Below are 12320 nucleotides of genomic sequence, written 5' to 3'. Positions count from 1 at the left end.
CGAATAAAAAACCCCAAGTGATTGCTTGGGGTTCTTAAAGTTTATTTTTCGGGATATTAATCCTCTGGATGCATAAAACGTTGTTTTCCCAATAACACATCTTCAGTTTCTACATGGTCATCGTCTGGGATACAACAATCTACCGGACAAACCGCAGCACATTGCGGTTCTTCATGGAATCCTTTACATTCAGTACATTTATCTGGTACGATGTAATAGATTTCATCACTGATTGGTTCTTGTGCTTCCTCGGCGTTCACTTGCTTGCCGTTAGGCAAAACAATATCACCAGAAAGACTGGTGCCATCGTTGTATCTCCAGTCATCGGCACCTTCATAAATAGCCGTGTTTGGGCATTCAGGCTCACAAGCACCGCAGTTAATACATTCGTCTGTTATAATAATTGCCATAGCGAATTTTAGATTTTTGACAGGTCTTTATTCTGTATAAAAAAGACCCGTGTTCAAGTTCATTTTTCTAACTTTGTTGCGCAAAAATAAAGCCAAAACAATTCATAACCAAACACAGAATGGATTTACATCAAAGAATTAAAGCTTTTACATTATTGGGGGACTTTATGAGTCAATTTGATCAGGAAACCCCTGTTAAAAAAGAGGAAATCCCACATAATGACTTGTTTTTTGATGGCTTTAAGCACCAAATGAAATTGGCAGAAGAACACAACGGTTGGTTTAACCGTGCTAATTTAATCTATGCCCTTTCTGGTTGGTCACATTTGCTTGCTGAAGAAAACCTAAATAATTGGGTTTCGTCATATGACCTTCAAGCCGTAGATCCCAAGCGCATTGCTATCATCATGGCAGGAAATATTCCTCTGGTTGGGTTTCACGATTTTTTAGCCGTTTTAATTAGTGGTCATGATGTGCTGGTCAAACAATCTTCAAATGATAAACAATTGTTGCCTTTTTTGGCAAAATATCTTGAATTCGTTGAGCCTGAATTCAAAGGAAAAATCACTTTTACCGAAGAAAAATTATCAGACTTTGATGCCGTAATTGCTACTGGAAGTAACAATACAGCTCGATATTTTGAATATTACTTTAAGGACAAACCAGCCATAATCAGAAAAAATAGAAATTCAGTAGCGGTTCTTACAGGTGAAGAATCCCCTGAAGAATTGGAAAAACTGGCTGAAGATATTTTTAGGTATTATGGATTGGGCTGCAGAAATGTGTCTAAATTGTTTGTACCTAAAGACTATAACTTTGATGCCTTTTTTCAAGGTGTCTATGAATGGCATCCCATTATCAATGAAACTAAATATGCCAACAATTACGACTATAACAAGGCCGTATATTTGATGAGCGAGTTTGATATGTTGGAGAACGGTTTTTTGATGATTAAGGAAGATACAAGCTACGCCTCCCCCATTGCTACGGTTTTTTATGAACACTACGAAAGTATGGTAGACCTGAGAAGAAAATTGGATACTGACGCAGAGAAAATTCAATGCATCGTTTCAAAAGGCCAGAATTCAAACGATATCGCTTTCGGACAGACCCAAAGACCAGCATTAACAGACTATGCCGACGGAGTGGATACCTTGGAGTTCTTGTTGACAATATCTTCTTAAAATTATCATAGAAGTGACAAGTTTGTCATAATTAATTAGCAAATTTGTATTCATTTCATTTCAAAAAACAGTTGAAAATAAACGGTTTCAACACATAATTTAAAACTATTTAATCCATGAAAAGACACAATTTTAGCGCCGGACCATGTGTGCTTCCACAAGAGGTTATTGAAAAATCTGCTCAAGCAGTTTTAGACTTTGATAATGGTTTATCGCTAATTGAAATATCCCATCGTAGTAAGGCATTCGTTGATGTAATGGAAAATGCTCGAGCCTTAGCCCTAGAATTGCTAGGTTTGGAAGGTAAGGGATATAAAGCTCTGTTCTTACAGGGAGGAGCTAGTACCCAATTTTTGATGGTAGCTCTTAACCTTTTAGAAAAAAGAGCAGGATATTTAAATACAGGAACTTGGGCCGCCAAAGCTATTAAAGAGGCTCAAATTTATGACGACATTTATGAAGTAGCTTCCTCTAAGGATGCCAACTATAACTACATCCCAAAAGGATATGACATTCCAGAGGAGTATGACTATTTCCACTGTACTTCAAACAATACCATTTTTGGAACCCAGATAAAAGAATTCCCTAACTCACCAATCCCAATGGTTTGTGATATGAGTAGTGATATCTTTTCAAGACAATTGGATTTCTCAAAATTCGATCTGATTTATGCCGGTGCCCAAAAGAACATGGGACCTGCGGGTGTAACGTTAGTTGTGGTTAAAGAAGATATCCTAGGAAAGGTGTCTCGCAAGATTCCTTCCATGATGGATTATAAAGTACATATTGATAAAAGCAGTATGTTCAATACACCTCCTGTGTTTGCTGTTTATACGTCTATGTTGACTATGGAATGGCTTAAAAACCTTGGTGGAATTGCTGCTATTGAAAAGGAAAACGAGAAAAAAGCACAGCTTATTTATTCTGAAATTGACTTAAATCCATTGTTTAATGGTTTTGCTGTAAAGGCCGATAGATCAAATATGAACGCCACATTCACTTTGGCAAACGAAGACCTTAAAGAGACTTTTGACACCATGTGGAAAGAAGCCGGTATCAATGGCTTAAACGGTCACAGAAGTGTGGGTGGATATCGCGCTTCCATGTACAATGCCCTATCGCTTGATAGCGTCAAGGTATTGGTGGAAGTCATGAGTGAATTAGAGAGAAAAGCATAATAATATACAATTAAAATATAGAAACAAACAGGCATGAAAGTATTAGCAAATGATGGTATTTCAAAAAGCGGTATCGAGGCTCTCGAAGCTGGCGGATTTAATGTAAACACCACAACGGTTGCTCAAGAACAATTAATCGATTATATCAACGAAAATGATATTGATGTTCTTTTAGTTCGAAGTGCAACCCAAGTTAGAAAAGACTTGATTGATGCATGTAAGAATCTTAAAGTGATTGGACGTGGCGGTGTTGGCATGGATAATATCGATGTGGATTATGCTAGAAATAAAGGAGTTCACGTGATTAATACACCTGCGGCTTCTTCCCACTCTGTGGCAGAATTGGTTTTTGCACACATGTTGGGGCTAGCACGCTTCTTACACAATGCCAACAGAGATATGCCTTTGGAAGGAGAAACTAAATTTAAAGCTCTTAAAAAGAGCTACTCCAAAGGAATCGAACTTAAAGGCAAGACCATTGGTATATTAGGTTTTGGAAGAATCGGTCAAGCGACTGCCAAAGTGGCCTTAGGATTAGGGATGAAAGTTGTGGCTTTTGACCCGTTTATGGAAGAAGCTTCTTTGGAATTAGACTTTTTTGACGGACAAACAGTAACCTTCAATATCAAAACCATTTCTAAAGAAGAGCTTTTAAAGCAATCTGATTTTATTACCCTTCACGTACCAGCGCAAGACGATTATGTGATTGGTGCGCCAGAATTTGAAACCATGAAAGATGGTGTTATTTTGGTTAATGCAGCACGTGGTGGTGTGATTGATGAAGTGGCTTTGGTTAATGCTATTGACTCTGGTAAAGTTGCTAGAGCGGCATTGGATGTTTTTGAAAAAGAACCTACTCCAGAAATTCAATTATTGATGAATCCTTCCTTGTCGTTAACTCCTCATACAGGTGCGGCAACCAATGAGGCTCAAGACCGTATTGGAACAGAACTGGCAAGTCAAATCATTGCCATTTTTAAAGGGCAGGAAGCTTAAAATAAAATTGATTATATCTTAAAGTCCATAACAACTGCTTATGGACTTTTTTTTGTACCTTATTTTCTCATAACCAAAAATTTAAACACATGTCAGGAATACTCGATATACTGAATAGCGATTTAGGCCAATCCATCATCAATGGTGCTGCCAACCAAACTAATCAACCTCAAGATAAAACCGCCAGCGTGCTTACCATGGCCCTACCGGTCATGATGCAGGCCATGAAACGAAATGCTGCAACGCCTGAAGGCGCCGCCAATTTGTTAGGTGCCCTTAACAATAGTAAACACGACGGAAGTTTATTGGACAACTTGGGAGGCTTTTTTGAAGGAGGCGTCAATGATAACATGTTGGAAGACGGTAGCAAGATTCTGAACCATGTTTTGGGAAGCAAGCAACAAGGGGTCAATAAATTGATTGGCGACAAATCTGGAATGGATGCCAACCAAGTAGCTGAAATTCTTAAAGTGGCCGCCCCTATCCTATTGGGATTATTAGGAAAACAAACACGGCAAAACAACGTATCTAGTCCGGCTGGTTTGGATGATTTATTAGGCGGCATGATAAAAGGCAATTCTAGTGATAACGAACAATCGTTTTTAGAAGCCATCTTAGATGTCGATGGTGATGGCAGTGTGGTTGATGATGTAGCCGGTATGGTTTTGGGATCTAGTAAAAACAAGGGTGGTCTTGGTGGCCTTCTGAGTGGTTTATTTGGAAAATAAACATTACTCAATTTAAAGTTAAAAAGGAGGTTCTATAAGAGCCTCCTTTTCTTTTTAATATACTATTATTTTTAAACGGAATTAATGAATCAAATTTTTGATTTTGGTTTATTTCAATATAGGAATTGCAGGTACAAACCTAAATGATTTCTTTCTATAAATGCGAAGCGTATTAATCAGTATGACCAGTATATTGTAAGGATAAAGAATAATTAAGGGAATAAAGATGCTGTAAATATTTAAAACTAAATTAGGAAAAAGCATATTAAGAATGGTACTATAACTTCCTGTAAGAATTAAAATATAATTGAGGATAAGGAAAAGCGTCCATGAAATTTGAAAGTTCAAAATTGATTTACCTAAACTGTTAACATGTTTGAGTTTATCTTTTTTAAATATCCAAAAGATTAGTGGAATAATTATACCAAGTAAAGGAAAGAATAAAAAACCGAGGGCAGATAGACTCATTAAAATCAAATAGTTTTGATTCTCTTGTATTTTCCAGTCTATGATGTCATCTAGTGAGGTTCCTAAAGCCATTGCTATTCTTTTTAGTGTATCTCCCCGTGGCACCGTTTCATTGTTTTCAATGCGCTGAATAGTTCTTAGGCTTAAACCCGATTTTTCGGCCAGAACTTCCTGAGATATTCCCTTTCTATTTCTTATTTCTTTAAGACGTTGTGCTAAATGAGATTGGTTCATGTAGTAGATAACTTTTTTCTGTAAAAGTAGGTTGTTGTATAAATTTTGGTAGCGTCATTACTGTGACATTTCTGCGACAAAAGTGACAAGCACCTAATTAGCAAGAATTTTATAATTTGATAATATCCAAAATTGGAGTACTTATTTATTTCTTTTAAAAGTCAATATTGCATTCCTAATATCTGATATGGCCTTTTCGCTCCCTGAGATATAAGTTCCATTAAAAAGATAATAGCCTTCATTCTCGTCAAATAAAAACACTTGATACATTTCTTCATTTTCCTTATTGTTTTATAATTCCAATAATTTTTACATAGGCGGTGCTGGTGGTAGTATCTTTTTAGGGCTCTTCTCTGCCTTTCTATTTTCAAAAAACGCCATCATGTCTGATGCCTTGTTAACGACTTTAGTTGTAGTTCCTGATTTATCAACTATCAAGTGGGTAGGATACATATTCAAATTTAACTTATCTTCTATAAAATGCCTTTGGTCAGATACTACTTGGTATTCAAATTTGTTTTCCTTTAAAAACTTTTCCAAATCTGTTTTGGAATCTAAGGCCAAACTCAAGAAAATCACATCCTCATTTTGCTGGTGTCTTTCAACAAAGTCATTTAGTTCTGAAAACTCGGCAATACACGCTTTGCAATGAATAAACCAAGTCTTTATAATAAGGGTTTTTCCATTTATATTTTCATTAGTATAATTAGTTCCATTCAAGTCGGTGAATTTAAATTCTGGAAAAGGACGACCTTCCATGTTATAATGCTTCAAATTTATCAAAGCTTGATTTTTTATGGTAGTTTTTATGCTTTTGTCAGCCTCAGTTCCTAGCTTAAAAAGCTGGTAAGCATCATTTTCTTGATTAGATTGTATTTTTAAAGGGATAAAGTTCCCCGTGCTTAGTTTTTCCAAAAATAGCCGTTTACCAATGGTGTCAAATTGCTCGTCTATGGGTATAAAATTTAATGATAATGGGGTGTGATTAGAATAATATGTCCACCAACTTTTAAAATCCGTTTCCATGGTTTTGAAGTCAACAGTTGGTTCTAGATTTAAAACCCTTTCCGATGTTGATTGTTGTGGGACTTCCTCCTTATCTTTACATGCGTTAAAGAGCGGGATAAAGAGGATTATAAAAATGAAATTTAATGCTTTCATGTCGTCTGGGTATTAAATCAGTAAAATAGTTTTATTCTACACTTTCAGTGTGTGTTTCTTTAGTGATCTTTGAATAATGACATCTTAATAGGTGCCACTTCCCATCTGTTTTTTGAAAGAACCAGGTTTCCTTGTACGGTGCATAAAGCTTCTCCCCTTCCGGCAATAAAAAAGTAGCCTCATTGACCACGCCTACCAGAGCCCAATCTTTGCCTCCTTCATACTCGAACTGTGACAATATCCGTTCTCTGGGATACCAAGGTTCGGTTGTTTTAATGATATCCAACATTTCCCTGGCACTTGTTGTTACGCCATTATGGTGCACCAATTTGGTTTGAGGTGTCATCATAGCCTCCATCTGATCGTAATCTCTAGCATCAAAGGCTATGAAAAAAGCACCAACCATCTGGGTTACTGCAACCGAATCTGTTTTACGAGTCACTTGAGGATTTTCATCAGATGTTTTATTCTCTACTTTTGGTGATGGGTTGTTACACGATAGTAATGCCAAAACAGGAATAAGAATGAAATATTTCATAGAGGTCATGATTTTAGGTGTTTATTATAATTGAGCCAAGGCTTCAAATAAGGCCATAGGCATCGGGTTTAGATATTCGTTGTTCCAAAGAATAATAATGCGGTCATGATCCTGAAACTTGATCATTAAATTGGAAGACCCATAACCCGCACCGGCATGCCCTATGGCTATGGCTTTCTTACCTCTGCTGAATGGCAATTCAAAAAAACCACATCCATACCCGTATGGATAGAAATGAGCTCCAAAAGGTCTTTTGGCTTCTTCTGGAAAGGAATACTCAGTAAACATAAGTTTCCAACTCTCAGGTTTTAGAAGTTGCTCAGAACCCAATGCTAGCATAAAGGTATGCAAGTCATGGAGCGTGGATTTGGCACCTCCATCCCCACGATAATTGCCATGAGGAAAAGGTGTAGCGGCACTACCATCGCTCAAATAATAAACTGGGGCTCCAGGGCCATAAACAGAAATTGAATTGTAGGTATTGACCATTCCCAAAGGTTTAAAAATACGTTGTTGCTGCACCTCGTAATAATCAACTTGGCGATACTTCATGATGAGTTCTCCCAACAGCAAATACCCTGTATTACTGTAATCATAACCAGTATTTGGTTCAAAATTCAACTCCAATTGGGCCATACGGTCCAAAACCTCCCGTTGGGGTAAAAAGAATTCCAACCGACCATCAATTTGTTCATCAAAATATCCTTTTAGCCCCGACCGATGACTTAATAATTGATGCACCGTAATATCTTTGGCTTTTGGATGTTTAAACCATGGTAAATGTTTGGTAATGGGGTCATCAAGACGAATCAATCCTTCTTCAACCAATTGTAAGGTCAAAATAGCTGTAAACATTTTTCCCATGCTATTAATGACAAAACTAGTGTTTGTAGTATTAGGAATTTCAAGATTTCTATCGGCCATTCCAAAGGCTTTTTCATAGATAATCTGTTTTCCTTCAGCTATAAGAATGCCACCATGTATGTCCCCGTCGGCATAAAGTTTTTCCATGATTTGATCAATCTGGGAATATTGGGAAGCCTTCAATTGGGCCGAGACATAATGGAAAAACAAAAAGCAGAAAACAATAGACAATACTTTCATTACTGTATTTTTTAAAAAATAATTAAAACGTAGGAATAAATTTGGGGAGTATCCTTTAAAACTAATTATTTATTTTCTTACAGAAAAGGAAATATGGAACAATGTGACGCATTAATAATCTGATTTATTGTGTTTTAAAAAAATGTGATGACAATTTCAGCATGATCTAGCTTATAAGATTTTCAATATTTGCGCTTCACCAGTTTGTTTTGCTCCTTCATGAATCCACCATGTCCGACCAACTTGCAAGTATTTATGTAACGATGGATCATCTATAAATCTAACCAAGATTTCTTTGGATTCCCCCGGCATAATCAATTCTTGTCCGTCAAACTGAATGTCTCCTATATAGGTCCTTAAAAAGCCATTATCATCATACTCAAAAACATGATTCGGTCTTAAACCAGATAGAAAACCAGTGCTACGTCCACCTTCTTGGGTGGTATGCATTTTTAATTGAGCCTTAACATAAATAACTTCGGAATGGTTCATGGTTTTTGATACTAACAAAAGTGATTTCTAATCAAACTATAAGCTAACAGGACCGTTGCCACTGGTAGAAAGTTAAGAAAGACACTATAAATAATATAATAATTTTTATGCTTCAAATCCCCTTTGTTATCAACCCAAATTCCATCTGACAATTCATGACGATATGTTTGATATGGTTCTTTGTCAAATAATTTTCTAAATATAATGGTAGTCGCTTTTATAATATTTACTGTCAGGAACGGTGAAAAAGTGAGAAGGGCGCAATTGATAGGACATAAATAATTCCAGCCCAATAATTCCATAGTAACACCTCCAAACCCTATAAATAAGAAATATTTCCTATACCAATTGTAACGTTTTTCATCCTTTAAGTCTTCTGAAGTAAAAATCACGAAAAAGGTAAGACCGATACAAATGAAAATTATCATGTAAAAATAGACTTCTGAAAGGGTCATGTTTTCTATCTCTTGTAAAAAGGTTGTGTTTCGGTTAAAAAATATTGAGATAAATCATTTTTTGTGTCCAATTGAATAAAGTCAATAATCCCTTCTTTAAAAATTCTTTCAGCCAAAGGACCAGCTTCATTGGTAACAGCCTTCATAGTTCCATCCATATCAAGTGCAATCATTAAATGTGGGCGCGTTTCGCTTTGCCCCATGCTTATGGCGGCCAAATATGCCGCTTTAACAAGGCCTTGTCTCCTAAACAAATCACTCATAGCATTTACCAATTCTGTTGGATAGGCTGCTGGTTGACCAATTTGGATCTGGGTATTCTCCTCAATCACTTTATCGTTACTTTCTTCTAAAATGGAACCATCCATCAATTTTTCGATTTCTTGAGGAATAAGTTCCTTACCATAGTCAGAATAAGGATTTAGAATCAAGGTGGCACCTTTGGTCATTCCAAACAAATCCTGACCTCTAATGGCTAAATAAGGCACCTCCTCTTTAATGATGTCTTTATCAAAAATACGATTCGTTGATGTAAACACTGGAATTTGTCCATTTTCAAATGTAACTAAAGCCACGGTGCTATCTTTTTCCAATGTCTGCATCCCCTCTGAAATACCATGGTTGCCATTGGTTAAAACAATAAGGTCATTCCATAGTAACTTTTGATAAAACTGCGGTCTAGCCGATGCTTTTGTAGCAGCTTCCATTAAGTTTTTTTCCAATTCATTTTCTGGAAAACTGCTTCCTGTTTTCTTCTTTTTAAAGATGTCAAATAGTCCCATTTTATAATTTTTTCAGATGTTAAAACTTAATCCATTTAATCACAATACTTCTTTTTTAATTCCTGGGCTTCCTCATAGGTGTTATACCCAATTAGCAGTAAACCTTCAGTACAATTTACTTTGTTTGCTTTCAGTTGTTTGCCTACATATTCTCGGTACTCTTCATATTTCCTGTAGCGTTCTGGAATTAATTTGTTGGACTTTTTAGCATCAATATATTTCAATTTTTCATGAATGACCAATTCATAAATATTTCGCTCCAAAACATTTTTATGAGATTCATTCTCAAGTTTAAAATTAAACATTCGTGTTTTTGATTGGTGGGTAATTTTCAAAGTATTACTAATTCCTAAACTTCTTTTCTCTTCAGGAGCTCGATTGGTTATGTTTATTTTTTCATCGAAATAGGCATCAATAACCATTTCAAAATCAGTCAACTCTTCATATTTTATTTTCTCTGTATAATTTAAAATCAATTCATCGGAACCTAATTCAAAAAACCCAACTTTCTCATGTATGATTTTCTCAAAATCATAAAACTGATAAAATTGACTAAAGACCATAACCAAACTCCCAATGACAATTAAAGTCCAAACAGGAGGAATTCCGGGTATGAAGTAATAGGTGTTTTTAAACAGGTAATAAAAAATCACTCCAAAGACAAGGAAAACAAATCCAGACAAGGCTAGGATTTTTGTATTAGAAATTTCATGTTTCACAATATGAAATATATAGGCTTTAAAAGTCATATCATTTTTATAACCCATGGTTACAGTTGTAATTTATTAGGAATTTCTTAAGGCCAAATATCAGGATTTCTACCACACCTTTTCGCTAATACCCATTAACTTTTTCATTACTTGATTGTATCGATATACAATCCTAATTTCAGTTCTGTTAACTATACAACCAAAAAGGTATTCGTAATTCAAATCGTATTTTTCAGCAAACAGTTTATTTTTTTGAATGGTATCCTCGGATAAAAAACCGCCTGCACTGAAAAGACGTCGGATTCCGTTGTTGAAGTCTATATAAGCCTGCTTTTCACTGTACTTATTATAGAATTCCGGTTCAACTAAAGAATCACGATAAACAGCTAATTTTCTATCAGATATCCGAAGTTTTAAAGTATCGTTAAGTTCATATGAATCGAACTTAAAAGTTTCATTGAAAATAGTTGAATGGTGGTTTACATTAATATGAATGGAATCATTCAAATCCGTTCTAAATTTGAAAATTCCACTGGAGTCTGTTTCTAATTCAAAGAGTTTGTTTTTTTGTTTTATACTAATCTTGTGTTTTCGGTTGGTCAAATTTTGAATTGTCTCGTCTGGAAAGGATTCTAAAATTTTGTATTCGCTTTCCACCGACTTATAAAATTCTACCTTACCAACAATTTCCCTTTGTGAAAAAAGGAACTGTGGTATAACCAGACTCAATAATATGATAAAAAAAATTCTCAAAATAGGAGGAAGTCATTCTCTCTCTCTAAAAATACATTAATTACTTACATTTTAACTACTAATATATTATGGATACATTTAGAGGGAACCTAATATAATTTTGAGCAGGAAAATATTACTAGAGATATCTAAACTTCGAATTAGATCTAGTTATTAAAACTAACTTTATAAGTTACAAAATATTATCCTAATTTCTTATGATTTCCATCATCCGAAAATCATAATTAAAAGCTTAAATTCAAATGCTTTAAGCACAAGCTTTACTCCTTTTTAGAGTATAAAATGGCTAGGTATTTTATGTGCCGAATAAATCTTAACCAACTACCTTCCCGATCACCATTATTGGTACTATTCGATTTATCAATTTTAAATTTTTCAAAAAATGAAGCGTTTAAATTTAATTTGGATGGCCCCTATCTTATTGTTGATTTTCTTTTCTTGTTCTCATGAACAATTAGATTCTTATGAAGTTGCAACTAATGAATCCTTGAGAAAGGCTGAACCTAGAGCCGTCACGGTACCATTTAAGGCAACGTTCTATACGCTTAGAGATTATTCTTTTGCACTTGATTGTTCTGCCTATGGGTCTGAAAATCCAGATGAAGATTTTGGTGCTCCCGGAAATTATCAAGTCGGTGGTGGAAATGGAACACATTTAGGTGAATTTATGACAACCATTTCTTTTTGTGGTGGACCTAATTTCCAGTATCGTGCAGGAGAAGGTGTTTTTGTTGCGGCCAATGGGGATGAATTGTATTTCAATATTCCACCAACAGATGTAATCGGACAAATTTACCAAGTATTTGATGACCCTCTCTACGAATTATGGTTTGGGGATGCCTTTGAATTTACAGGAGGCACTGGTCGCTTTGCTGGAGCAACTGGTAGTGGTACCACAGATAGTTGGGTGAATTTAATTGATGGAGGATGGAGCAATTTCCCTGATGGTTTCATAGCTGAACATCAAACAGATCATGTATTTACAGGTACCTTAACATTTTATCCAGGTGCCAATTCCAATTAGAAAGTTATTGCATTATGGAGCTGCCCTAGGTAGCTCCATTTTTCTTGTATTAAGAAAAGTGTTGAAATTATTTAAATAGCCGCAAACAACTTATTCATAAGGC

At 35.5% G+C, this 12320-nt stretch carries 15 protein-coding genes; 5 read left to right on the top strand and 10 right to left on the bottom strand.

Annotation, left to right across the window (positions count from 1 at the left end; all coding sequences use genetic code 11):
* Positions 1-56: 56 nt before the first annotated feature.
* Positions 57-410, bottom strand: a complete 354-nt coding sequence (locus tag ZA07_RS01200) for a 4Fe-4S dicluster domain-containing protein (RefSeq protein ID WP_053969908.1) — start codon at positions 408-410, stop codon at positions 57-59.
* A gap of 119 nt (positions 411-529) precedes the next feature.
* Here ZA07_RS01200 and ZA07_RS01195 point away from each other — a divergent pair, with 119 nt between their 5' ends.
* From ZA07_RS01195 to ZA07_RS01180, 4 genes are all read left to right on the top strand, one after another.
* Complete coding sequence (locus ZA07_RS01195) at positions 530-1594, top strand: acyl-CoA reductase (protein WP_053969907.1); 1065 nt, start codon at positions 530-532, stop codon at positions 1592-1594.
* A 116-nt stretch (positions 1595-1710) separates the two neighbouring features.
* Positions 1711-2772: a 3-phosphoserine/phosphohydroxythreonine transaminase gene (serC, locus tag ZA07_RS01190; protein ID WP_053969906.1), complete on the top strand. Its 1062-nt coding sequence runs from the start codon at positions 1711-1713 to the stop codon at positions 2770-2772.
* 33 nt (positions 2773-2805) lie between these two features.
* A complete protein-coding gene (locus ZA07_RS01185; protein ID WP_053969905.1) occupies positions 2806-3768 on the top strand; it encodes a D-2-hydroxyacid dehydrogenase in 963 nt (320 codons plus the stop codon).
* Positions 3769-3857: 89 nt separating this feature from the next.
* Positions 3858-4496: a DUF937 domain-containing protein gene (locus tag ZA07_RS01180; protein ID WP_053969904.1), complete on the top strand. Its 639-nt coding sequence runs from the start codon at positions 3858-3860 to the stop codon at positions 4494-4496.
* Between the two features lie 108 nt (positions 4497-4604).
* Here the strand turns inward: ZA07_RS01180 and ZA07_RS01175 are convergent, their stop codons facing one another.
* From ZA07_RS01175 to ZA07_RS01135, 9 genes are all read right to left on the bottom strand, one after another.
* A complete protein-coding gene (locus ZA07_RS01175) occupies positions 4605-5198 on the bottom strand; it encodes a helix-turn-helix domain-containing protein (protein ID WP_053969903.1) in 594 nt (197 codons plus the stop codon).
* Positions 5199-5507: 309 nt separating this feature from the next.
* Positions 5508-6359: a TlpA disulfide reductase family protein gene (locus ZA07_RS01170; RefSeq protein ID WP_053969902.1), complete on the bottom strand. Its 852-nt coding sequence runs from the start codon at positions 6357-6359 to the stop codon at positions 5508-5510.
* A 31-nt stretch (positions 6360-6390) separates the two neighbouring features.
* On the bottom strand, positions 6391-6897 hold the full coding sequence (locus tag ZA07_RS01165) for a DUF4440 domain-containing protein (protein WP_197276681.1): 507 nt from the start codon (positions 6895-6897) through the stop codon (positions 6391-6393).
* A gap of 24 nt (positions 6898-6921) precedes the next feature.
* The gene (locus ZA07_RS01160; protein WP_053969900.1) at positions 6922-8001 is read right to left on the bottom strand and encodes a serine hydrolase; all 1080 of its coding nucleotides are present in this window, start codon (positions 7999-8001) and stop codon (positions 6922-6924) included.
* 171 nt (positions 8002-8172) lie between these two features.
* Positions 8173-8493, bottom strand: a complete 321-nt coding sequence (locus tag ZA07_RS01155; RefSeq protein ID WP_053969899.1) for a hypothetical protein — start codon at positions 8491-8493, stop codon at positions 8173-8175.
* Between the two features lie 11 nt (positions 8494-8504).
* A complete protein-coding gene (locus tag ZA07_RS01150; protein WP_053969898.1) occupies positions 8505-8948 on the bottom strand; it encodes a hypothetical protein in 444 nt (147 codons plus the stop codon).
* Positions 8949-8953: 5 nt separating this feature from the next.
* Positions 8954-9730 (bottom strand): enhanced serine sensitivity protein SseB C-terminal domain-containing protein, encoded by a 777-nt coding sequence (locus ZA07_RS01145; protein WP_053969897.1) that lies wholly within the window; start codon positions 9728-9730, stop codon positions 8954-8956.
* A gap of 35 nt (positions 9731-9765) precedes the next feature.
* Positions 9766-10497: a hypothetical protein gene (locus ZA07_RS01140; protein ID WP_053969896.1), complete on the bottom strand. Its 732-nt coding sequence runs from the start codon at positions 10495-10497 to the stop codon at positions 9766-9768.
* A gap of 51 nt (positions 10498-10548) precedes the next feature.
* Complete coding sequence (locus ZA07_RS01135) at positions 10549-11169, bottom strand: hypothetical protein (protein WP_157492014.1); 621 nt, start codon at positions 11167-11169, stop codon at positions 10549-10551.
* 406 nt (positions 11170-11575) lie between these two features.
* Here ZA07_RS01135 and ZA07_RS01130 point away from each other — a divergent pair, with 406 nt between their 5' ends.
* Positions 11576-12217 (top strand): hypothetical protein, encoded by a 642-nt coding sequence (locus ZA07_RS01130; protein WP_053969894.1) that lies wholly within the window; start codon positions 11576-11578, stop codon positions 12215-12217.
* Positions 12218-12320 lie beyond the last annotated feature (103 nt).

The organism is Mangrovimonas sp. ST2L15 (assembly GCF_001280515.1).
Classification (GTDB): domain Bacteria; phylum Bacteroidota; class Bacteroidia; order Flavobacteriales; family Flavobacteriaceae; genus Mangrovimonas; species Mangrovimonas futianensis.
Note: the sequence above shows the minus strand (reverse complement) of the source record. Positions and strands in the feature narration are given on the sequence as shown.

Bases quoted from the DNA above. Each gene is read 5' to 3' on its own strand.
- ZA07_RS01200 (WP_053969908.1), bottom strand. From the start codon at position 410: ATGGCAATTATTATAACAGACGAATGTATTAACTGCGGTGCTTGTGAG.
- ZA07_RS01195 (WP_053969907.1), top strand. From the start codon at position 530: ATGGATTTACATCAAAGAATTAAAGCTTTTACATTATTGGGGGACTTT.
- serC (WP_053969906.1), top strand. From the start codon at position 1,711: ATGAAAAGACACAATTTTAGCGCCGGACCATGTGTGCTTCCACAAGAG.
- ZA07_RS01185 (WP_053969905.1), top strand. From the start codon at position 2,806: ATGAAAGTATTAGCAAATGATGGTATTTCAAAAAGCGGTATCGAGGCT.
- ZA07_RS01180 (WP_053969904.1), top strand. From the start codon at position 3,858: ATGTCAGGAATACTCGATATACTGAATAGCGATTTAGGCCAATCCATC.
- ZA07_RS01175 (WP_053969903.1), bottom strand. From the start codon at position 5,198: ATGAACCAATCTCATTTAGCACAACGTCTTAAAGAAATAAGAAATAGA.
- ZA07_RS01170 (WP_053969902.1), bottom strand. From the start codon at position 6,359: ATGAAAGCATTAAATTTCATTTTTATAATCCTCTTTATCCCGCTCTTT.
- ZA07_RS01165 (WP_197276681.1), bottom strand. From the start codon at position 6,897: ATGAAATATTTCATTCTTATTCCTGTTTTGGCATTACTATCGTGTAAC.
- ZA07_RS01160 (WP_053969900.1), bottom strand. From the start codon at position 8,001: ATGAAAGTATTGTCTATTGTTTTCTGCTTTTTGTTTTTCCATTATGTC.
- ZA07_RS01155 (WP_053969899.1), bottom strand. From the start codon at position 8,493: ATGAACCATTCCGAAGTTATTTATGTTAAGGCTCAATTAAAAATGCAT.
- ZA07_RS01150 (WP_053969898.1), bottom strand. From the start codon at position 8,948: ATGACCCTTTCAGAAGTCTATTTTTACATGATAATTTTCATTTGTATC.
- ZA07_RS01145 (WP_053969897.1), bottom strand. From the start codon at position 9,730: ATGGGACTATTTGACATCTTTAAAAAGAAGAAAACAGGAAGCAGTTTT.
- ZA07_RS01140 (WP_053969896.1), bottom strand. From the start codon at position 10,497: ATGGGTTATAAAAATGATATGACTTTTAAAGCCTATATATTTCATATT.
- ZA07_RS01130 (WP_053969894.1), top strand. From the start codon at position 11,576: ATGAAGCGTTTAAATTTAATTTGGATGGCCCCTATCTTATTGTTGATT.